The sequence below is a fragment of the Sphingomonas sp. So64.6b genome (assembly GCF_014171475.1).
GTDB classification, from domain to species: domain Bacteria; phylum Pseudomonadota; class Alphaproteobacteria; order Sphingomonadales; family Sphingomonadaceae; genus Sphingomonas; species Sphingomonas alpina_A.
The window spans coordinates 1714390-1735264 of sequence record NZ_CP048817.1 but is presented as its reverse complement, the minus strand read 5'-3'; the positions used below and the strand labels follow the sequence as shown (position 1 = coordinate 1735264).

General features: G+C 63.9%; 18 protein-coding genes, 1 tRNA gene and 1 pseudogene. 4 read left to right on the top strand and 16 right to left on the bottom strand.

The features are described 5' to 3' along the window. Positions 1–16 precede the first annotated feature (16 nt). The 4 genes from G4G27_RS08315 to moaA form a co-directional block, all read right to left on the bottom strand. Entirely contained in the window at positions 17–940 is a 924-nt protein-coding gene (locus G4G27_RS08315) for an AraC family transcriptional regulator (RefSeq protein ID WP_244624606.1), read from the bottom strand. Positions 941–1199: 259 nt separating this feature from the next. Then, positions 1200–1274, bottom strand: a tRNA-Asn gene (locus G4G27_RS08310). A 49-nt stretch (positions 1275–1323) separates the two neighbouring features. Further along, positions 1324–2103 (bottom strand): NAD kinase, encoded by a 780-nt coding sequence (locus tag G4G27_RS08305; RefSeq protein WP_183112892.1) that lies wholly within the window; start codon positions 2101–2103, stop codon positions 1324–1326. Continuing rightward, positions 2100–3110 (bottom strand): GTP 3',8-cyclase MoaA, encoded by a 1011-nt coding sequence (gene moaA, locus G4G27_RS08300; RefSeq protein ID WP_183112891.1) that lies wholly within the window; start codon positions 3108–3110, stop codon positions 2100–2102. The genes G4G27_RS08305 and moaA overlap by 4 nt, the downstream gene beginning before the upstream one ends. Before the next feature lie 172 nt (positions 3111–3282). Between moaA and G4G27_RS08295 the strand changes: the two genes are divergently transcribed. After that, positions 3283–5283, top strand: coding sequence for a bifunctional diguanylate cyclase/phosphodiesterase (locus G4G27_RS08295; protein WP_183112890.1), 2001 nt, complete (start codon positions 3283–3285; stop codon positions 5281–5283). A 647-nt stretch (positions 5284–5930) separates the two neighbouring features. Here the strand turns inward: G4G27_RS08295 and G4G27_RS08290 are convergent. Continuing rightward, positions 5931–7088 carry an FAD-dependent monooxygenase gene (locus tag G4G27_RS08290; protein ID WP_183112889.1) on the bottom strand — a complete coding sequence of 386 codons (1158 nt, stop codon included), beginning with the start codon at positions 7086–7088 and terminating at the stop codon, positions 5931–5933. Positions 7089–7166: 78 nt separating this feature from the next. Here G4G27_RS08290 and G4G27_RS08285 point away from each other — a divergent pair, with 78 nt between their 5' ends. Next, positions 7167–7805, top strand: a complete 639-nt coding sequence (locus tag G4G27_RS08285) for a TetR/AcrR family transcriptional regulator (RefSeq protein ID WP_183112888.1) — start codon at positions 7167–7169, stop codon at positions 7803–7805. 272 nt (positions 7806–8077) lie between these two features. Here G4G27_RS08285 and G4G27_RS08280 read toward each other — a convergent pair. Next, positions 8078–9753 (bottom strand): annotated as a pseudogene (locus G4G27_RS08280) (formate--tetrahydrofolate ligase). A gap of 78 nt (positions 9754–9831) precedes the next feature. Between G4G27_RS08280 and rmuC the strand changes: the two are divergent. Beyond that, a complete protein-coding gene (gene rmuC, locus G4G27_RS08275; RefSeq protein ID WP_183112887.1) occupies positions 9832–11232 on the top strand; it encodes a DNA recombination protein RmuC in 1401 nt (466 codons plus the stop codon). 55 nt (positions 11233–11287) lie between these two features. Further along, positions 11288–12394, top strand: coding sequence for a 2OG-Fe(II) oxygenase (locus tag G4G27_RS08270; protein WP_183112886.1), 1107 nt, complete (start codon positions 11288–11290; stop codon positions 12392–12394). Between the two features lie 120 nt (positions 12395–12514). Here G4G27_RS08270 and G4G27_RS08265 read toward each other — a convergent pair whose 3' ends face one another. The 10 genes from G4G27_RS08265 to G4G27_RS08220 form a co-directional block, all read right to left on the bottom strand. After that, a complete protein-coding gene (locus tag G4G27_RS08265) occupies positions 12515–13213 on the bottom strand; it encodes an META domain-containing protein (RefSeq protein WP_183112885.1) in 699 nt (232 codons plus the stop codon). An 81-nt stretch (positions 13214–13294) separates the two neighbouring features. Next, positions 13295–14095, bottom strand: coding sequence for an RNA methyltransferase (locus G4G27_RS08260; RefSeq protein ID WP_183112884.1), 801 nt, complete (start codon positions 14093–14095; stop codon positions 13295–13297). Between the two features lie 6 nt (positions 14096–14101). Continuing rightward, positions 14102–14374, bottom strand: coding sequence for an HPr family phosphocarrier protein (locus G4G27_RS08255; RefSeq protein WP_183112883.1), 273 nt, complete (start codon positions 14372–14374; stop codon positions 14102–14104). After that, a complete protein-coding gene (locus G4G27_RS08250; RefSeq protein WP_183112882.1) occupies positions 14374–14781 on the bottom strand; it encodes a PTS sugar transporter subunit IIA in 408 nt (135 codons plus the stop codon). Before G4G27_RS08250 ends, G4G27_RS08255 begins: the two co-directional genes overlap by 1 nt. Beyond that, complete coding sequence (gene rapZ / locus G4G27_RS08245) at positions 14778–15719, bottom strand: RNase adapter RapZ (protein WP_183112881.1); 942 nt, start codon at positions 15717–15719, stop codon at positions 14778–14780. The genes G4G27_RS08250 and rapZ overlap by 4 nt, the downstream gene beginning before the upstream one ends. After that, positions 15716–16168 (bottom strand): aldolase, encoded by a 453-nt coding sequence (locus G4G27_RS08240; protein ID WP_183112880.1) that lies wholly within the window; start codon positions 16166–16168, stop codon positions 15716–15718. Before G4G27_RS08240 ends, rapZ begins: the two co-directional genes overlap by 4 nt. Then, the gene (locus G4G27_RS08235; protein ID WP_183112879.1) at positions 16165–17730 is read right to left on the bottom strand and encodes a stimulus-sensing domain-containing protein; all 1566 of its coding nucleotides are present in this window, start codon (positions 17728–17730) and stop codon (positions 16165–16167) included. Before G4G27_RS08235 ends, G4G27_RS08240 begins: the two co-directional genes overlap by 4 nt. Next, positions 17727–18434 carry a response regulator transcription factor gene (locus G4G27_RS08230; RefSeq protein ID WP_183112878.1) on the bottom strand — a complete coding sequence of 236 codons (708 nt, stop codon included), beginning with the start codon at positions 18432–18434 and terminating at the stop codon, positions 17727–17729. The genes G4G27_RS08235 and G4G27_RS08230 overlap by 4 nt, the downstream gene beginning before the upstream one ends. Positions 18435–18693: 259 nt before the next feature. After that, positions 18694–20217, bottom strand: a complete 1524-nt coding sequence (locus tag G4G27_RS08225) for a terminase (RefSeq protein ID WP_183112877.1) — start codon at positions 20215–20217, stop codon at positions 18694–18696. A gap of 7 nt (positions 20218–20224) precedes the next feature. Then, on the bottom strand, positions 20225–20713 hold the full coding sequence (locus tag G4G27_RS08220) for a helix-turn-helix domain-containing protein (RefSeq protein ID WP_183112876.1): 489 nt from the start codon (positions 20711–20713) through the stop codon (positions 20225–20227). Between the last annotated feature and the right edge of the window lie 162 nt (positions 20714–20875).

The window sequence follows — 20875 nt, the reverse complement described above, 5'->3', positions numbered from 1 at the left end:
TTTAGGGTCTGGACCCTTAGGCTCGCCCGCCGGGGGATCGCGCGCGCCACTGGCTCGGTGTGACGCCATAGCTTCGCCGGAAACAACGGCTGAAAAAGGCTGAATCGTTGAATCCCACCTCAAAGGCGATGTCGGTGACGCTCCGCCCGTCCGGACAGGCCAGCAGGTCGGCCGCGCGCGCAAGGCGGCGGGTGGTGATGAAGGCGGTCGGGGTAAGTGCCGCCTTGCGAACGAACGCTTTCTGCACGGCACGCGCGGACAAGCCGGTCGCGTCGCAGATCATCGCGGTGCCGAGCGCCGGATCGCCCAGATTGCGCAGTGCAAATTCGACCGGCGAGGCATCCGCGCATTTCATCGTTCGTGGTCCGCTCCGGCCACAGGCGATCCGCGCGGCGTCCGCCAGCAGGCCGCCAATGCCATCATCGATCCGGTCGAACATTTCGCGCTGACCCCATAAACCGAGCAGCAGGTGATTGAGAAAGGCCACATTCGGATCGTTCACGGACAATAGCCGGCCGTGCAGATCGAACCGCGTGATCTCCGGACCAAGCAATGCCGCCGGCACCTGGAGGATGAGGCAGTCGTTGAACTCCGAAATCTCGACTGAATACGGCCTGGCATCGTCCGCGATGATGATATCGCCGACACCGGCCGTTATCGTCTCGTCGCCATGGACCAGCGTGGTCCGTCCGCGGCGCTGGAGGTGGAAGATCAGGTTGTTCGCCTCGTTGCCGATCGCGATCCGGCTGATATGAGCCCTCCCGCTTTGGGCGCGGGCGAGCCCCACGTCACCAAGCGACCATCGATCAAGGTCTGCCCTGATGCCCTCGGACGCATAGGCGGTCATGCCGGGAAAGGTATCCGCGACGACCCCCCGCCAGAACAATTGCCGCTCCTGGGGCGGCACCAGCCGGGTCGAAAAATGTTCGACGGCGCTCATCATCATGCCCCTCCCATTTTGGCCCGCGCGATTGAGCGGTACCGGCTCCGGCCTTCGGCCATTGTTTCGGTAGGATACAATGCGCCCCGGCCTTCGAACGGTCAAGCAGCATGGCTCAGGCCCGGTTTGCCATCCGGGTGCGCCGGCAAATCGAGAAGCGCTCGATCGAAGTCCGGCGGAATATAAGGGGGCGTATGATCACGACGATTCCGCCTGATCCGCCGCGGACGGCAGATCAGCGATTTCCGCGGGCTGTGACTGGCTCCCTGAGTAGGATTCGAACCTACGACCACTCGATTAACAGTCGAGAGCTCTACCGCTGAGCTATCAGGGAATATGTCGTGGCGGGCTCTATAACCGGCTGAAATGAGGATGCAAGGGCTTCAAGCCGCGAATTGCTCCATCGTGATGCGATCGTCGAGCGCATGTTCGGGATCGAACAACAAAGTGAGTTCGCGCGAGCGGTCGATAATGATGTCGACGCGGGCGACGTCGCGCACTTCGCGCTGGTCGCCGACCGCACTGACCGGGCGTTTGGCGGGCTCGAGCACCTTGATGCTGATCCGCGCCTTGTCGGGCAGGATCGCGCCGCGCCAGCGCCGCGGCCGGAACGGGCTGATCGGCGTCAGCGCGAGCAGGCTGGAGCCAAGTGGCAGGATCGGGCCTTGTGCCGAGAAATTATATGCCGTCGACCCTGCCGGTGTGGCGACCAATACACCGTCACAGGCCAGTTCGGGCATGACGACGCGGTCGTTGAGCGTGATCTCCAGCTTTGCTGTCTGGCGCGTTTCGCGCAACAGCGAGACTTCATTGATCGCGGGCAGCGAATAGGTATCGCCGCCGACCGTGACGGCGGTCATCGCCAGCGGCGTGACCTTGAACGGCTTGGTCCGCGCGAGCCGTTCGTCGAGACCGTGGCGCCGCCATTCGTTCATCAGGAAGCCGACCGTGCCCAGGTTCATGCCGAATACCGGCACGATCGGCTTGCGCCGTTCGAGCATGGCATGAAGCGTCTGCAACATGAAACCATCGCCGCCGAGCGCGACGATCAGGTCTGCATCCTCGGGATGGACCCAGTCGTGCGCGTCGGCCAGCTCCTTGGCGGCTTTTTGAGCCGGTGGCGTAGGCGAGGCGACCAGCGCGCGCCGTTGCGGATCGCTCATCCGCCGGTAACGCTCATATGCCGCGCCACTGCCGGGCTGGCGGCGGCGATGTCGAAATCATGCCGCGCGGGCTTGGTCAGCAACGCGGCGTCGAGCGCCGCGTCGAGACCATCCACGCCTTGTGCGCGCAGGATCGCCTTCAGGTCGACCTGATCGTCATGGCCAAGGCAGGTATAAAGTACACCCTCGGTGGTCAGGCGGACGCGGTTGCACGTGTCGCAGAAATTGGCGGTGAGCGGTGAGATAAGCCCAAGCCGCGTATCGGTGTCGGCAATCCGCCAATAGCGTGCGGGACCGCCACTGTTATGGGCATCGCGGATCAGTGGAAATTGCGCCTGCAGATCGTCCATCACCGCAGTCAATGGCAGGAAACGGTCGGTGCGGTCCTCATCCACCGCGCCGAGCGGCATCGTTTCGATTAGCGTCAGATCAAGGCCTTCGTCACGGCACCAGGCGAGCATCGGCGCGATCTCGCCCTCGTTCCAGCCCTTCAGCGCGACCATGTTGATCTTGACCGCAAGGCCGGCATCGCGCGCGGCGAAGATGCCCCCGATCACACGGGCGACATCGCCGTGGCGCGTGATGTGGCGGAACAGGTCGGGGTCGCGACTGTCGAGGCTGACATTGATACGGCGCATGCCGGCATCGACCAGCGTATTGGCGTGCTCGGCGAGCCGGTTGCCATTGGTCGTCATGGTCAGCTCGTTCAGGTGCCCCCCTGGTCCCTTGGCACCGACATGCCGCCCGAGGCGCTTGACCAGATCGCCGACATCGCGCCGCACCAGCGGTTCTCCGCCGGTCAGCCGGATCTTGTCGATACCGCGCGCGATGAAGCGTTCGGCAATGATCGCGATCTCATCGAGGCTGAGCAGCGCCGCTTTGGGCAGAAAAACCATCTGCTCGGCCATGCAATAACGGCAGCGCAGGTCGCATCGATCGGTGACCGAGATGCGCAGATAGCGGATCGTGCGGCCGTGGCGGTCGATCAGGGCTGGCGCGCATGTCATGAGTGAGAGCTAGGCTTTCGTCGGGTCGGTAACAAGAGTGTTCGACGTTGCGTCCGCTCGAAGACCATGTTCGGACCAACGCCGGGCAAGCCTTGTTCTTCGGTCGTAAACGTCGGAAAGAGCCAAGCTAGTGCTTCGACGGGCTCGGGATGGGCGGGGGGATGCGAGTTCTGTGACTGAAGCGAGTTTGGCCCCGCTTTATATCCTCTCGTTCCGTCAGCGGGACGAACTCGCCGCGATCGCCGCAGATGCCGGCTGGCATGTCGTCGCTGCGCGTCGTGTCGAAGGCGCGGAGCGGCGTTTCCTTGGCAGTGGCGCACCGGTCGCGGTGATCGATGCGCGTGGTTCGCTAGCCGAGGGGCTCGAAGCGACGGCGGCACTGGGTGGGGCGATCGGATCGAACGGCGGGGCAATGCTCGCCCTTGTATCGCGCGGTGATATCGATGCGATCGGGCGCTTTTACGATGCTGGCGCCACGCATTTTCTCGCCAGTCCGTTCAGCGAGGCGGAATTCGTCCAGGCGCTGCGCTTTGCCGCGCGTCACGCCGACCGCATGGCGGGCGAATGGCAGGCAAGCGGCCCCGCCGACCCGCTTGGCTGGCGGCTCGACTTGCGCAGCCGGGCAATCCTGCTGACTCCCGGCTTGGCGCGATTGCTTGATCTCGACGAAGAGCCTTCGCCGCGCACCTTGTTGCGCAAGCTCGACAAGCTGGAGCGCCGTGCTGCGATTGCCGCGCTGCGCCGCCTTGCGGGCGCGCGCCACACCACCGCATTCGCGCACGACCTGACCAATGTTGGTCGTGTCGTTCAACACCTGCAACTCGACGAGAAGGGCGGGCGGATCGATGCACTGGTCGAGCCGCTCGGCAGCGCACCGGATTCGGTCGCGGCGATGCGCGATGCGCTGGCGCTGTCGCGCGATGCGGGCGGCGCGCGGCGCTGGATCGAGCGTCGCCTTGCGCGATCGGAGCAGGGCGCCGCGGATGGGTCGCTGACCGTCATCCTGGTCGCGCTCAACCGCTTCGGGATCGTCAACACCGCTTATGGACGGTCGGCGGGCGACGGCCTGTTGCGCGGCGCGCATCGCCGGATCGAGGAGGTCGCGCGCGAAACGCTCGAACGCGGCGCGCTTGTCGCGCGAATGGGCGGCTCGGAATATCTTATCGCGACCGCGGCGCCGCGCGAGCGGATCGATCTGGCGGTCGAACATATCGCCGGCGCGCTCGCACGGCCCTTCGTAGTCGGCGAATCGATCGTCGTGCTGGGCTGCCGGATCGGCATGGCCGAGCGTAGCGCGGAAGATGATGCCGCCAAGCTGCTGCGCCGGGCGAGTGAAGCGCTGGCCGACGCCAAGGCATCGGACAGCGCGACGGTGCGTGTTGCCGAAGCCGGCGAGAGCGATGCACCAATCGACCGCCTCGCGTCACAACTGCGCCAGGCGATCGAGCAGGGCGATATCGACATCCTGTTTCAGCCACAGGTGTCCGTTTCGACCGGTGAAATCGTCGGGGTCGAGGCGTTGGCGCGCTGGGACCATGCGGTGCTCGGTACGATCGGGGCCGACGCGTTGTTCGCGGCGGCCGCCCGGGCCGACCTGGAGATCGGGCTGTCGGACCATATTCAACGCATTGTCATGGCGCGTGCCGCGGCCTGGCCTGCTGCGCTGGCCGGATTACGCCTCTCGCTTAACCTGACCGCCGGCGATATCGCTCGACCGGGCTTTGCCGACCTGTTCCTCGACCGGATCGACGCGAGCGGTTTTCCGCGCAAGCGACTTACGCTGGAGATCACCGAAAGCGGCTTGATCGAGGATCTCGGTGTCGCATCGACGCTGCTCGCAACCTTGCGCAGCGCGGGATGCCGCATCGCGATCGACGATTTCGGCACGGGCTATTCGAGCCTTGCCTATCTCAAATCGCTGCCGCTCGATTATCTCAAGATCGACAAGAAACTCGCCCAGGACATCGCCGGCACCGCGCGCGACCGGGTGGTGGTGCGCGGGGTGATCGACATGGCGCGGTCACTTGGCCTGTCGGTGATCGCCGAAGGCGTGGAGACGACCGAGCAACTCGACCTTCTGGCCAAGGAAGGGTGCCAATATTATCAGGGCTTTCTCTGTTCGGAGCCGGTCGATGTCGACGCACTGCTGAATTTGATGGCGGGCCGAACCTAAGGCGCCCGACCCCGGAGCGGGTTCGAGCTGAGTTGCTCCCCCCTCCTTCCGTTCGCCCTGAGCCTGTCGAAGGGCACGCGCAACGCTTGGGCTTCGACAGCCCCGGATCCAGTCCGGCGCCGAACGGAGGGGGTAGCGATTCCACCCAAGTCGATATTGCTCTAAAAAAAGGGCGATTGTGTCGTTTGCGAACCCGCATGGTGATGACCGCTTCCGACCCACAATAAGCCATTCACGCGCCTTTGCTGCCGCCCGAAAGCAGGCGTCCGTTCAGGTATGATGATACAACCGGAAGTGGCCGGTACCGGACTCGCAGCTTTTAATATCGAGAGCGTTCAATGCGGACGCTCCGGCATCCCACTTGTGCGGGGTCATTGTGCGGTCGAAAATCGCATATGCCGCGGGTCGTGACTGTTAAATCTCAGCTTCAGCTCCCCAGCAGACCATCGCGCTGAAGGCGCGACGCGCATCGCAGGTCGTCTTCGCATCCCTATCGAGGAACCGCCCGACGAAATGATAGAGCGGGAGAAGGCTCGAGGTACGCTGGCGCCAAACGCAATTTAAGCATCTGCATGACTTAGAAGTTCGCGCACGACATCGAGAGTGCGAAGACCTTCTCCCGGGCCTTCAGCACGCGCTATCGACAGCTAGAGACCGAGTTCGCCCTCGCGAAGTTTTCGGTCACGCTCCGTCATTTCGGCATCGTCGGTTGGGAATATTGTTGCCATGCCGTCATTTGCGGCCCTTTCCTGAACCTCTTCGACAAAGGCGTGCAGTTTGTCATGATAGTCCTGGAAGGCGGCAGCATAGTCGGCGCCGTGCCGTTCCAAGGCGTCAGCAATCCGCCCCGCTCCGATGATCGCCATTGAGCCGCCCATGCCTGCGACCGGTGATACGCAGTAGCCCGCGTCCCCCACGAGAACGACCCGCCCCTTCGACCAAGACGGCATCCGGATCTGGTTGATCCTGTCGAAGTAAAAATCGTCGCCGGTTCCCACATGCTTCAGGGCTGTCGGGACCTTCCAGCCTAGCCCATCGAAATGGTCACGGATCAACGCGCGCTGCTGCGCGCGGTCGCGATAATCATATTCGATTTCGCCTTCGGTGCGGAAAGCGAGGCCAATGTCGGTCCGGTCGTCATAGCCGTTCAGAATCGCGGTCCGGCCCGGCACGCTGAACACCTCGGATACGTTGGGCGGCAATATTCCTGTCACCGGTACGACCTTCAGATAGACATAGCCTCCCATGAAGTAAGTGAAGTTCTCCTCGTCACCGAACACCAACTTCCTGGTGTTGGAGCGATTGCCGTCGCAGCCAAACACCAGGGCAAAAGTGCGTCGCGTTCCGTCGTCCAGCGTGACCGTGACGCCGTCTGGCCCGTCCTCGAGTTGCTTGATCGACCGGCCGAACAACACCTCGACCGACCCATCGATCCCGGAGAAGAGGATATCCAGCAGGTCATCGCGATGTATCTCAAATCGGGCGCGCGATGACCCTTCGACACCGAAGCCGCCGAGGGAGCGATCGTCGGCGTCCTTGAACGCGAACGCGCGCGGGGGAAGTGCTCTCGCCCGAACAGCGTCGAACATGCCCATGCGCTCGAGAATGCCGATCGTTTCGCCTTCTATGTCGACCGGCGTCCCACCCCTGCGAAGTCCGCTCGCAACCTCGATGATCGTGACCTGATAGCCCAGGCGGTCCAGCCAGAAAGCGGTAGCCAAGCCTGCGAAGCTTGCGCCACTGACAAGCACGGGAGAGCCGGACGGCGGGGTAGGATTCTGGACGGGAGCGAGGTGGTTGATCATAGGGGTATCCACGGAGAGACGAACATTGAACTATATCCAGTCCCAACATATACTCAGTATAAATAAAGGCAAGGGCTGATGGACGATAGGGACAACCGCCGGACACGAAAGCGTTTAGCCACCCGCCAGAGCATTTCGGACACGGCGACCCGCCTCTTTCTGGAACGAGGCTTCGACGCCGTGACGGTCGACGACATCGCCGCTGCCGCCGATGTCGGGCGCATGACGGTCTTCAATCACTTCCCTCGCAAGGAGGATATGTTCTTCGACCGCGAGGAAGAAATCCAGACATTGGCGTTTGAAGCCATTCGCAAGCGGGGACCCGGCGTCTCGCCGATCGAAGCGACCCGCAGACTGGCGCATAACCTTGTTACCCAAGATCACGAATTTGTGATGCTGTCCGAAGACACGAGCTGGTTTATCAGGACGGCCCTGGCCAGCGCAGCGCTCAAGGCGCGCGCGCGGGAGATGCGAGACGATTTTACCCGCGCGTTAGCGCTAGTGCTGGCCGATACCAGCAACCGGCCCACCGGTGATCCCAATGCTCATCTTGCAGCAGGCCTGATCGTATCGACCTGGAACGTCGCTTTCAGTGAAGCTCAGAGCCTCTTTGACCGCACGCGCGACGCGGGCGAGGCGAAGCGCTGCTTCCTTGCGGTCATCGACCGCGGGACCGTGGGCGCAGTCGCAGCACTTGCAAAGACTGCTTATGCTTGATTCGGCTGCGTCCCTTGAGCGTGTCCCGCAACCCGACATGCAGATGAAACCCCAAAGGAAGTCATCCGACTGAGCAACTCGGGTCCGGTGAACGAATGTCGGCTTTCGGGAAGTGCAAGCTGATCGCTAAACGTCCAGGATGGGGCGCGTAGCTGCCACCGCGAGCTTCATGGACAAGCGTCCGCTTACGCCGTTTGAGCCATTTAGCGGACGGGCCGCTTTCCACCACGTCCCGACATTCGCCGGTTGGGTTTGCAAGCTACATAATCGCCCTAGAAAAGCCCTTCGATCTCGCCATTCGCGCCGAACCGGATCGACTCCGCGGCGGGCACGCGCGGCAAGCCCGGCATGGTCATGATCTCGCCGCAGATCGCCACCACAAACCCTGCGCCTGCCGCAAGCCGCACTTCGCGCACCGGGACGACATGGCCGGTCGGTGCGCCCAGCTTCGCCGGGTCGGTCGAAAAGCTGTACTGCGTCTTCGCCATGCACACCGGCAGGGCGCCGAAACCTGCATCCTCCCATCGTTTCAGCTGGGCATGCACCGCGGGATCGGCGATCGCTTCCTCCGCGCGATAGATGCGTGTCGCGACGGTGTTGATCTTGTCGAACAGTGACAGGCTATCGTCATAGAGCGGCGCGAATTGCGGCGTGCCATGATCGCACAGTTCGGCGACCCGCCCGGCCAGTGCTTCGGCGCCCGCGCCGCCATCGGCCCAGTGCGTGCACAATATCGCTTCCGACCCCTGTGCCGCAGCTATTTCGCGGATCGCATTCAGTTCGGCCTGGCTATCGGTGTCGAACATGTTGATCGCGACGATCGCAGGCACGCCGAACTGGCGTATGTTCTCGATATGGCGCGACAGGTTGACGCCACCGCGCCGTACCGCCTCCGGATCGGCCGTGCCGAGATCGGCTTTGGCCACCCCGCCATTCATTTTCAGCGCGCGCACCGTTGCCACGATCACCGCGGCCGACGGTTTCATCCCGGCCTGTCGGCATTTGATGTCGAAGAACTTCTCCGCGCCCAGATCGGCGCCGAAACCGGCTTCGGTCACCACATAATCGCCCAGGGAAAGCGCGGCACGCGTCGCGATCACCGAATTGCAGCCATGCGCGATATTGGCGAACGGTCCGCCATGCACGAACGCCGGATTGCCCTCCAGAGTTTGCACCAGATTGGGTTTCACCGCCTGCGCCAGCAGCACCGCCATCGCGCCATCCGCTTTCAAATCGCGCGCTGTGACCGGTTTCTTGTCGCGCGTGTAAGCGACGACGATCCGCCCGAGCCGTGCTTCCAGATCCTCCAGATCGCTCGCCAGGCACAGGATCGCCATGACCTCGGACGCGACGGTGATGTCGAACCCGCTTTCGCGCGGATAGCCATTCGCGGGGCCACCGAGCGACTGCGCGATATCGCGCAGTGCGCGGTCATTCATGTCGAGAACGCGCCGCCACACGATCCGGCGCACGTCGATATCGAGCGCATTGCCCCAATGGACGTGGTTGTCGATCATCGCCGCGAGCAAATTATGCGCCGAGGTGATGGCGTGGAAATCGCCGGTGAAATGAAGGTTGATGTCCTCCATCGGTACGACCTGAGCATATCCGCCGCCGGCCGCGCCGCCCTTGGTGCCGAAACAGGGGCCGAGCGAAGGCTCGCGCAGACATAGCACCGCATTCTTGCCGATACGGTTCCCAATTCTGTTCAGCGCGTCGGCAAGCCCGACCGAGGTGGTCGACTTGCCCTCGCCGGCTGGTGTCGGGTTGATCGCGGTGACGAGGATCAGCTTGCCCTGTTTTCCCGTCGTCGGGACGCGCGACAGGTCGATCTTCGCTTTGAAATGTCCATAAGGTTCAACGGCTCCGGGGGGAATCGACAGCTTGGCGGCAATCTCCCCGATCGCCTCAATGTAGCGGCGCGGGAAATCTCTATGTCAGTCAGCATGACGTCAGTCCTACCAACGGGCTGGCGCAACACAATCCTTGCGAGTAGAGTTCTCGCAATGTTCTCGCGAGGCGACCAATGACTGGCCTGACTGTCCCACTGTTGATGATCGCTGTCCTGCTGATCGGGCTCGGGCTGGGCTGGTTCGTTGGCGGGCGCGGAAGCGCGGAAGCGCGCGCCGAACGCGATGCACGGACCGAGGAATACAAGCGCGTGATCGTCGATCTCGCCTCGGCGGAGGAGCGGGCGAGGGCGGCCGACCAGCTGCGCGAGGAAATCTCGCTGATCCGCGACGAACGCGATTATGTGCGGACGGAGAATGCGACGCTCAAGGCACATGCCAGCGCGTTCGAGGCGCGGCTTGAGGAATTCAAGAATTCGCGCGAGGCAATGACCGGCCATTTCAATGAGGTAGCGAACAAACTTCTCACCGAGGCGCAAAAGAATTTCCTCGAGCGCGCCGATGCGCGCTTCAAGCAATCCGAAGAGACCGCCGGGCAGAATTTGAAATCCATGCTTCAGCCGGTGAGCGATCGCCTGCTCAAATATGAGGAAGCGGTCTCCAAGGTCGAAACCGAGCGAAAAGGCGCTTTCAGCGAATTGAAGGGTCAGATCGAACAGATGCGCATCGGCCAGGAAAAGGTCAGTTCCGAGGCCGCCAAGCTGGTCAATTCTTTGCGCAACGCACCGAAATCGCGCGGCCGCTGGGGCGAACAGCAATTGAAGAACGTGCTCGAAAGCTGTGGCCTGGCCGAACACACCGACTTCCAGACCGAAGTCAGCGTGGCCGGCGGCGACGAGGGCGGGCGGCTTCGCCCCGACGCGATCGTCACCGTACCGGGCGGGCGCAGTCTGGTGATTGACGCCAAGGTGTCACTCAACGCCTATCAGGACGCGTTCGGCGCGGTCGATGAGGAGGAGCGGGCACGCGGGCTGGTGCTTCATGCCGCGTCGATGAAGGCGCATATCAACGGCCTTGGCAACAAAGCCTATTGGAGCCAGTTCGCCGACGCCCCGGATTATGTCATCATGTTCGTCCCCGGCGAACATTTCCTGTCCGCGGCGCTCGAACAGGAACCGACATTGTGGGATTTCGCCTTCGAAAAGCGCGTCCTGCTCGCCACGCCGACCAACCTGATCGCGATCGCGCGGACGGTCGCGGCGGTATGGCGTCAGGAACGGCTCGCCAAGGAAGCGCGCCAGATCGGCGAGCTCGGCAAGGAGCTATACGACCGGCTGGCCAAGGCGGCGGGCGATCTGCGCAAGGTCGGCGGCGGACTGACCTCGGCGGTCAATAATTACAATGCTTTCGTGTCGAGCTTCGAAAGCCGGACCCTGGTCACCGCGCGCAAGCTGAAGGACCTCAACATCGAACCCGGCGCGCGCGAGATCGAGGATGTGCCGCCGGTCGAAGCGCTGGCGCGCTATGGTGCCGAACCGGTATTGATCGAAGGCGGACTGGACGAGGCGGCCGAGTAAATCCTGACCGGGTCAAAGGTTTACACCCTTGATCGATCGGGTATCCCGTTCGTCCATGGCCACCCTACTCGTCCCGGGCGATCCCGCACCCTGGTTTCACGCCGCCGCACTCGACGGCAATCCGCGCTACGCCTTCGATTCGGTCGCCGGCCGGCCGATCGTGCTGCTGTTCCATGGCAGCGCCGCGTGGCCCGCCAGCCAGGAGGCGCTGCAAGTGATGGAGCGTCATCGGCATCTGTTCGACGATGCCAATGCCTGTTTCTTCGGGGTGTCGATCGACCCGGCCGACGCGCAGGAAAAGCGTATCGAACAATCGCTGCCGGGCATCCGCTGGTTCCTCGATCACGATCGCGCGGTGTCCGAGAGATATGGCGCGATCGACGGCGAGGGGGAGGGGCTGCGTTATCGCCCGCAATGGCTACTGCTCGATGCGATGCTCCGTGTCGTCCAGCGCGCGGAAATTGCCGGCGGCGAGGGCATCATGGCCGCGCTTGCGGCGCTGACCGGACAAGACCGAGACACCAACGCTCCCGTGCTGATCGCGCCGCGCATCCTCGAGCCTGCGCTGTGCCGCCGGCTGATCGACCTGTACGAAACGGTCGGCGGCGAGGAATCCGGCTTCATGCGCGAGGAAAACGGTATGACCGTGCTCAAGGTCGATCATGGCCACAAGCGGCGGTTGGACTGCATCATCGAGGACCAACAGCTGATCGCGACGCTCAGGGCGCGCCTTAACCGTTTTCTGCGGCCAATGATCAACCGCGCATTTCAATTCGACGCGACCCGGGTCGAGCGCTGGATTGTCGCTTGTTATGATGGCGATAATGGCGGCGGCCACTTCCGCGCGCACCGCGACAATACGACCAAGGGTACAGCGCACCGCAAATTCGCCTGCACGATCAACCTCAATGCCGATGACTATGACGGTGGTGATCTGCGCTTTCCCGAATTCGGCGCACGAACCTATCGCGCACCGACCGGCGGTGCCGCGGTCTTTTCCTGTTCGTTGCTGCACGAGGCGACACCGGTCACACGCGGCAAGCGCTACGCCTTCCTGCCGTTCCTGTACGATGACGCCGGTGCGGCGTTGCGCGAACAGAATTTACGTTTCCTCGCACCCGATCTCGGCACCTACAGTGCCGGTACCGCACCCGCGCCGTGACCGGTTCGGCATATCGGCGGCGCAGGAGCCACGCATGAATCGAACCCGCCCTCGATCCGGATTTTTGCCGCGGCTGTATATCGCCGCGATGTGGCCGTACGCACTGGAGCGCTGGTTGCTCTAGTCGCGACGTGCCGGGCTCAGCACCAGCCGTGCCTGACCGCGCCCGCTCAGCACCAGCTTGCCATTCTGGTTCGAACTCACGCTGAGGCGCTGCCCTAGCACGCCAAGGATCGCCTGTTCCTGAGCCATGCCTCGCGGAGGGCAGGCCATGCGAGTCGATGCCAACGGCCCTGCGGTCAGGAACCCGCGCTCGAAGCGGAATGCACCGCTGAAGCCGTTGCAGCCGGTATTGCCGCTGACTCGATCGTCGGAGAAGGTGATCGAGGCGGATTTTGCGCCCCGGGTCAGCTGACCGCTGACGCTTTCGATGCGCCAGGCGCCGGCGATTGCGGGTGCCGATGCTATAATGGGGTTGCCGCCGCAGCCGCTGACCGTCCTGCGGCCGACCTTCACGGTCACCTTGTCCGGAAAGACGCGGTCGCTCATTCCGTCGCTGCACCGCACGCGGGTGACATCGACCGTGATGCGCCGGGTGACATAGCGCAGTCCGTTGAAACTGGGACGTGCGACGGGTGCCTTGGTCGTGACCTTGGTGCGCCCATAATCACCGACATAGCGGATCAGGCCGCGATCGATCGACAGCGTCCAGCCGGGTTCCGTGCCGACCGCCTTGTAGGGCAGGGGACGCTGGGTCGCCGCAAGGACGGGGGCGGTCAACAGCAGGGCGGGGGCAGCCAGTGCGAGGGCGAACTTCATGTCGTGTCTCTCCTTGAAAGCCCGCGATATGGCCGCGCGGCTGAACCGATCGTTACGTAACCGTTCAGCGGGCAGAAGGGTTCAACCGCGATGCTGCGCGAGCACTTCATAGGCCATCACCGCCGTCGCCACCGCGGCGTTCAGGCTGTCTGCCTTGCCGAGCATCGGGATCTTGACCAGCATATCGCATTCGGCTGCGTACTCGGCCGGCATCCCCTGCGCCTCGTTACCGGTGAGCAGGAAGGCCGGTGAGGTGTATTTCGCCGCGCGATAATCGGTGTCGGTGTCGAGGCTCAGGCCGACGAGCTGGCCGGGGCCGCTGCGTAACCAGGGCAGGAAATCGCTCCATTCGGCCTGCACGACGGGCACGGTAAACAGCGCGCCCATGCTCGCGCGCACCGCCTCGACGGAGAATGGATCGACCGACTCGCCGATCAGGATCAGCGCGCCCGCGCCCACCGCATCGCCCGTGCGCAGGATCGTGCCGAGATTGCCCGGGTCGCGCAGCCGCTCCGCGACCAGCCAGATGTCGGCGCTGGTCCGGTCGAGTACTGAAAGCGCGGAAGGGAATTCCGTGAACACGCCAACCACCGCCTGCGGGTTGTCCTTACCCGACAGCTTTGACAGGATTTCGGCATTGGTTTGAATCGCCTGGCCGCCGCTATCCTCGACATCGAACACCAGCGTCCGCACCAATGGGTGCGATGCGCCTTCTTTCGAGAAGAACAGATATTCCGGGATCCGGCCATTCTCCCGCGCCTCGGTCAGGATGCGCAAGCCCTCGGCCAGGAACAGCCCTTCCTCGCGGCGATGGCGCTTCTGGCGCAGGCTCTGGATGCGCTTGACCAGCGGGTTGGAAAAGGCAGAAATCTCACGCGGCACGCGGGATCAATCCTCGCCGAACTTGGCTTCCACCAGTTCGCACAGCGCGCCGACCGCGGCTTCGGCGCCGTCACCATCGGCGCTGATCGTGATCGAATCGCCCATTGCCGCGCCGAGCATCATCAATCCCATGATCGAGGTTCCGGTGACGCTGCCCGCGCCATCCTTCTCGACCGACAATTCGACCGCCTGGGTCGAGGCGAGGGTGACAAATTTCGCGCTGGCACGCGCGTGCAGCCCACGCTTGTTGGTGATCAACACGGTCCGCTGCACCGGCATCAGGCAGCGGCCTCGCCAAGCACTTCGGACGCGACGGTGATATATTTGCGGCCCGCCTCGCGCGCCGCCGCGACCGCATCGACCACTTTCATCTTGGTCCGCGCCGACGCCAGCCGGATCAGCATCGGCAGGTTGATCCCGGCGATCACCTCGACCCGGCCCTTTTCCATCAATGAGATAGCGAGATTTGACGGCGTGCCGCCAAACAGGTCGGTCAACAGGATGACGCCATTGCCGGCATCGACCGCGGCGATCGCCTGAGCGATGTCGCCGCGCCGCGCTTCCATATCATCGTCAGGGCCGATCGCGATCGTCGCGATGCGCTCCTGCTTGCCGACTACGTGCTCCATTGCGGTCACGAACTCATCGGCGAGGCGCCCATGCGTCACCAGAACCAGGCCGATCATTGCAAAACAGTTCCACTCCCAGGCGGGGTCGCCGGGGCGCCCTCCAGCGAGTCCTGGGGCGCCGCGGCAAGATCGCGGTGAGTGACCGTGGGGGAAAATCCCGCGTCGCGCAACCGTGAGGCTACCCGTTCGGTGACATGCACTGAGCGGTGTCTCCCCCCGGTACAGCCAAATGCGACCGTAACATACGACTTTCCCTCCGCCCGATACCGCGGGAGCAGGAGGAGAAGGAGTGATTCGATCTGTTCCAGCGCCGCGTCGTAAGCGGGGTCGCCCGCGATATAGGCGCTGACATCCGCATCGAGTCCCGTGCCCGGCCTGAGCGTTTCGACCCAGTGCGGATTGCGCAGGAAACGCATGTCGAACACCAGATCGGCGTTACGCGGCACGCCTCGCGCATATCCGAACGACATGATCGACAGGGTCGGCTCACCGAGTCCCTCGCCGGAAAACGTCTCGCGCACCTTCTGCGCCAGCTCGTTGGCGGTCATGTTGGTCGTGTCGATCAGCCGGTTGGCCCAGCGCCTGAGCGGCGCGAGCAGTTCGCGCTCGCGTGCGATCCCGTCGCTCGCGGGGCGGTCCAGCGCGAGTGGATGCCGTCGCCGCGTCTCGGAATAGCGCCGTTCCAGTTCGCCGCCGGCGCAATCGAGGAACAATGTGCCGATGTCGTGGCCATGTTCCTTGTGCAGCTTCTTGATTCGCTTGACCACGCGGTCCGGGTCGAAGTCGCGGGTGCGCGCGCCGATGCCCAGCGCCAAAGGCTGCGCGGTCGTCTCGGCGCCCTCGGGCAGCGGAGCGGACAGCAGCCGGTCGAGCAGCAGCAAGGGCAAATTGTCGACCACCTCCCAGCCGAGGTCCTCAAGCGTGCGCAGGACGGTGGATTTGCCCGCGCCGGACATGCCCGTGACCAGCAGGATATTCTTCGGATCGTGCGTCATGCCGGATTCGACAGGCGCTTCAATGCCAGCTCGACCTTGATCGGGGCGGACGCTTCATGTGCATCCAGGATCACTTCGGGGACGACGATCCCGGCGATCCTGCGCTCCATCTTGTCGAGCGGCATGCGGTCGAACCCGCTGGCCAGACGCACCAGCAGCGTCACAGGGATGCGTCCGACATGGGGCATCGCGATAATGCCAAGACCGCGCACCTCGATCCGGCCGGCGATCGTCGCGGGCGCGGAGGCGAGCAATGCATCGCCGCTGCGCACCAGGATGGTGTAGTCGTCGCTGATCAGCACGGCGCCGCGATCGATCAGGCGCAAGGCGAGGTCGGACTTGCCGGATCCCGAGGGACCTTCGAGCAATACGGCACGCCCGTCGATCGCGACGGTCGAGACGTGCAGCGTCTCGGTCGAGACGGTAGGTATCTGCGGCTCGCGGCTCATCTGCGATCCCTTAGGGGTAATGTCACCACGAAACGTGCCCCGCTCAATCGGTCTTCGCGCGATTCGACCGAGATTGTCCCCTGATGCCCTTCGACGATGGTCCGCGCAATGGCGAGGCCTAGTCCCGAATGCTTACCGAATTCCTCGCTCTCCGGGCGGAGCGACTGGAAGCGGCTGAATACCTGTTCGCGCGCCTCTTCGGGGACGCCAGGTCCGTCGTCTTCGACCTTGATCACCAGATCCTCCTGATCGCGCGCCGCGGCGATGGTGATCAGGCCGCCATCGGGCGAGAAGGACACCGCATTGTCGATCAGATTTTCGAACACGCGCTCGAGCCGGGCACCTTCGCCCATCACGATCAGCGGTTCGCCGGGGCGCTGGTCGAAGCGCAACCGGATACCGCGTTCGGTGCCGCGGTCGGCGCGCTGTTCGAGCAACGCCGCGATCATCGCACCAATATCGACCTGTTCGAACTTGGCGCGGCTGAGCTGCGCATCGAGCCGCGAGGCTTCGGATATATCGGTGATCAGCCGGTCCATGCGGTGGACATCGTCGCGCACGATGGCGAGCAGCCGTTCCTGCAATTCTGGATCGCGGACCAGCGAGAGTCCCTCGACCGCCGATCGCAGCGAGGCGAGCGGATTCTTCATTTCATGCGTCACGTCGGCGGCAAAGGCCTCGGTCGCGTCGATCCGCGCCCGGAGCGCGAGGCTCATGTCGGACAAGGCGCGCGCCAGCATGCCGACTTCGTCGCGGCGGGTCGGCAGGCGCGGCACGACCACTTCGCGCGCGCGACCCAACCGGACCCGCACCGCGGCGCGCGCCAGCTTGCGCAACGGCCGCACGATCGTGCGCGCAAGAAAGAGCGACAACAGGATCGAGACGATCGCGACGATCAGCAGCACGACGCTGAGCCGGAAGCGCTCGACGCGGACCGTCTGAGTGATGTCGGTGGCATTGGTCGTCGTCATGACCACGCGCCGCTCGCCCTTGGGCCCAGGAATCGCGGCGGCGGCGGTGATGACCGGCGTTCGATCGGGCGCGCGCCACACCGTCGCGGGCGCGGTTTCGGTGTTGCGCGCGGTGCGCACATCGGGCCAGTCGAGCCCGGCCGCGCGTTCGCGAAAGAGCGGCGCGCGCGGCGCGCCGACCACCGTGTCGATCATCGCATCGAGGAAACGCGCGGCGCCCTGACCCCAATCCTGCTTGTCCGGATCCTGCAGCACGGCATTGCGCAAGCCCAGCGCGCGGGTATCGCTGATCAGCGTTCCCGCCTCGTCATAGATGCGCAGCCGCGCGCCGGTGTCGCGCGCCAGCCGCAATGCCAGCGCATCGCGCCGTTCCGGCTGTACCGATCGAAGCGCTTCGGCGATCAGGCGTGCCTCGCGGCTCGCCTGCGCGACACGGCTGTCGACGATCCGGCTGCGATAGGAATCGAGATAGAAGAACCCGCCGGCGAGCAGCGCCAGCGCGAAGATGTTGACGAACAGGATCCGTGGCGTGAGCGAAACACGGCCGGACCAGCGCAGCGACAGCTCGCCGTCGTCATGCCTTGGCGTCATTCCTCTGAAAAGCGGTATCCGGCGCCATACAGCGTTTCGATGGCATCGAATTCAGGGTCGATCTGCCGGAACTTGCGGCGCACGCGCTTGATATGGCTGTCGATGGTGCGATCGTCGACATAGATATCGTCCTGATACGCCGCATCCATCAACTGGTTGCGGGTCTTCACGATACCGGGTCGCTGCGCCAGTGTTTCGAGGATCAGGAATTCGGTCACGGTCAGCGTCACATTCGCGCCGGCCCAGGTCACGCGGTGCCGTGCGGTGTCCATCGTCAGCCGACCGCGCTCCAGTTCGGCGGCCGCCGATTCCTCGTCGCCCGCCGGGCCGGCCTGAGCCAGTTCGGTGCGGCGCAGAATGGCGCGGATCCGGGCGATCAGCAGGCGCTGGGAAAAGGGCTTGGCGATATAATCGTCAGCGCCCATCGCCAGGCCGAGCGCCTCGTCGAGCTCGTCATCCTTGGACGTGAGGAAGATCACCGGCGTCGCCTGTTTCTCGCGCAGGCGCCGCAACAGTTCCAGCCCGTCCATGCGCGGCATCTTGATATCGAAGATCGCCAGGTCGGGCGGATTCTCGATCAGCGCCTTCAATGCGGTCTCACCATCCGAATAGACGCGCGTCACGAAGCCCTCGGCCTGAAGCGCGATCGATACGGAAGTCAGGATGTTGCGGTCGTCATCGACGAGCGCGATCGTCGCCGTCATTCGGCAGCCTCATGATTTGTTACGGCATCGGTAGTGCAAAGGCGGGGTAGGCTCAACCGGATTGGTGGGTTGTGCCCGGGACATGATCTGCTTCCTCCCCGGTACAGGGAAGGGGACCGCGCGCTTTCTTCAAGCGGGTGGTGGAGGGGGCGGGCCGGTGACGTGACGCTTGCGGCAGATACCCTTTGCGAGCGGTACGTTGCCGGCGCACCCCTTCCGTCGCGCTTCGCGCGCGTGCCTCCCCGTGCCGGGGAGGAACTTATTGTCCTTCATCTTTGATGTCCCGGTAGGTCAGATTCCATTCCTCTTCCTCGCTGAGGGGGTGCTGACGCGGTTGTGGGTCGGGCCAGTAGAGCGTGTCGCGCGGCATGACCGGTGCGGCGAAGGTGAGGGCGAGGGCGTCGGCATCGTCGGGTGAGGCAAGGCCGCGGGCCTTCATATGTTCCTTCTTCTCAAGCAGGATCTCGGCGTCGTTGGCATAACCGTATTCGACGCCGGTCAGGTCGGTCGCCAGTGCATCGTCGTCGGGGATCGCCCCGTTTTCCAGCCAGCCGCGCATATTGATCCACATTTCGGCGCGCTTGTTGGCGGTCTGGACCCGCATAGCGCCCGACCAGGTAGCGTCACCGCCTTTGCTGCCGAACCAGACTTCATGGACATTCTCCACGCCCAATTGGCGCAGGCGATCGACCACCGCTGCACCCACACTGCCGGCATCGACGAAGATCGCATCGGGGCGGTGCATTTGGGCGGCGAGCGCGACATCGCCGGCCAGCGTCATCGCATCGGTCTTGAACCAGCGCTTCCATGGCCGGCTGCGCGCGTCGCGGCCGCAGCGGATCGCCAGCGTCGAATGATCGTCGCCGAAGCGCGCGCAATCGAGTCCGAAGATGAGCGGTTCGGTCGGCAGATTGTGGAAATCGCGCACGCGCGCCGCGTCGACCAGATCGCTGGCGATGAACTGCATCGATGACGCGGATGGGAACTGGCCGCGGACACGGACCTTCACGATGTCGCTGTCGACGCCATAAGTCTCGATCAGTTCGTCGAGATAGGCCTTGTTGGTGCCCTCGACGGTGCGGCTGTCGATTTGCGCTGTGTTCCACAGATGACGGTGCGCGCCGAAGCATTCGCGGAAAGGCCCTGAATTGCTGGTCGGGTTGCCGAAAGCGAGGAAGATGATCTCGGTCTGCTCATCGGTCAGCGCACCGAGGGCGACCTCCCACACCTTTGCCGGGATGCCGCTGGCCTCGTCGAACACGAGGATCAGGCGTTTGCCCTGATTGTGGAGGCCGGCAAACGCCTCGGTATTGGTCAGGCTCCAGGTGACGAGGTCGGCGCGCCAGCTTTTGTCATGGCCGGGGCTGGTCGAGACCAAAGCCGTTGCGCCGACCCGGAACCAGTCGCGGGTAAGTGAGAGATTGGACCATTTGGCGAGCTCGGGCGCTGTCTTGGTGAGGAGCTGGTTCTCGGTGTTGGCGGTGACCACGATGCGCGTGTCGACGCCGGTATCGAGACCCCATTTGATCAGCATCGCGATCAGCGCCGACTTGCCGATGCCATGGCCTGACGCGCGGGCGATGCGGCAGGGGGTGAATTGGGTCGCGGGGTTTTGAAGGTGTTCCCCGATCGCTTCCATCACCTCGCACTGCCATTCGCGTGGGCCAGTGACGCCCTTCAGCGTGCCTTCGCCCCAGGGGTAGGCGAAGGCGGCATGGCCGAGCGGGTTATGCCTGAAGTCGGGCATCTGCGCGGCGAACGAGTCCGTGGAAGAGGTGTCCATCGCGCGGCTATTCCCGCGCTTGATGGTGCGGTGCTTGACGAAGTCGCGACCCTGCGATTCTGTCGACCCGCTCCATTGCCTTGCGGATTTCCTCTGCGATATTTTTCTCCTCCTCGGGCGGCGGCATGGGGCGCGCCCAGATGCCGGGGCGGCGGGCGCGCAGCCATTGCAGCGCGGCGGTGGTATCGGGGCGGACCTCGCGCTTGTAGCGCACGATCACCGGCTCCTCGGTGCCGGCCGGGTGATAGATGCGGACCGCCTCTTCTTCGTAGCCGATCGCGCGCTCGTACAGTGCACGCTCGACACGATCGTCGGCAACGTCTTTGCCCAGCTTGGTCGCTTCGGCGAACTCAGGGTAAGCGGCACGCCAGCGGAAGATGGTGCTGCGTGAGACGCCGAACACAGCGGCGAGTTCGCGATCGGTCAGGCCCTGGGCGTAAAGCTCTTTCGCCTGGCGGACATAAGCGGGTTTAAAGGTCGAGGGGCGGGTTTCCATGCTGCCCAGATAACGGCGCTCGCATTGGGTTTGAATCGAGGCCGTTCGATGAAGGGCAGGGGAGATATGGGACACCGGTTGTTGTATATCTCCGGCGCCGGGCGCTTGGGGGATTTATGAGGCATCTAATTGAATATAAATGATATTTAGGATTTTTTTTGC

Bases quoted from the DNA above. Each gene is read 5' to 3' on its own strand.
- G4G27_RS08235 (WP_183112879.1), bottom strand. From the start codon at position 17,730: ATGACGCCAAGGCATGACGACGGCGAGCTGTCGCTGCGCTGGTCCGGC.
- G4G27_RS08240 (WP_183112880.1), bottom strand. From the start codon at position 16,168: ATGAGCCGCGAGCCGCAGATACCTACCGTCTCGACCGAGACGCTGCAC.
- G4G27_RS08250 (WP_183112882.1), bottom strand. From the start codon at position 14,781: ATGATCGGCCTGGTTCTGGTGACGCATGGGCGCCTCGCCGATGAGTTC.
- moaA (WP_183112891.1), bottom strand. From the start codon at position 3,110: ATGACATGCGCGCCAGCCCTGATCGACCGCCACGGCCGCACGATCCGC.
- G4G27_RS08270 (WP_183112886.1), top strand. From the start codon at position 11,288: ATGGCCACCCTACTCGTCCCGGGCGATCCCGCACCCTGGTTTCACGCC.
- rapZ (WP_183112881.1), bottom strand. From the start codon at position 15,719: ATGACGCACGATCCGAAGAATATCCTGCTGGTCACGGGCATGTCCGGC.
- G4G27_RS08305 (WP_183112892.1), bottom strand. From the start codon at position 2,103: ATGAGCGATCCGCAACGGCGCGCGCTGGTCGCCTCGCCTACGCCACCG.
- G4G27_RS08255 (WP_183112883.1), bottom strand. From the start codon at position 14,374: ATGCCGGTGCAGCGGACCGTGTTGATCACCAACAAGCGTGGGCTGCAC.
- G4G27_RS08230 (WP_183112878.1), bottom strand. From the start codon at position 18,434: ATGACGGCGACGATCGCGCTCGTCGATGACGACCGCAACATCCTGACT.
- G4G27_RS08285 (WP_183112888.1), top strand. From the start codon at position 7,167: ATGGACGATAGGGACAACCGCCGGACACGAAAGCGTTTAGCCACCCGC.
- G4G27_RS08265 (WP_183112885.1), bottom strand. From the start codon at position 13,213: ATGAAGTTCGCCCTCGCACTGGCTGCCCCCGCCCTGCTGTTGACCGCC.
- rmuC (WP_183112887.1), top strand. From the start codon at position 9,832: ATGACTGGCCTGACTGTCCCACTGTTGATGATCGCTGTCCTGCTGATC.
- G4G27_RS08220 (WP_183112876.1), bottom strand. From the start codon at position 20,713: ATGGAAACCCGCCCCTCGACCTTTAAACCCGCTTATGTCCGCCAGGCG.
- G4G27_RS08290 (WP_183112889.1), bottom strand. From the start codon at position 7,088: ATGATCAACCACCTCGCTCCCGTCCAGAATCCTACCCCGCCGTCCGGC.
- G4G27_RS08225 (WP_183112877.1), bottom strand. From the start codon at position 20,217: ATGGACACCTCTTCCACGGACTCGTTCGCCGCGCAGATGCCCGACTTC.
- G4G27_RS08315 (WP_244624606.1), bottom strand. From the start codon at position 940: ATGAGCGCCGTCGAACATTTTTCGACCCGGCTGGTGCCGCCCCAGGAG.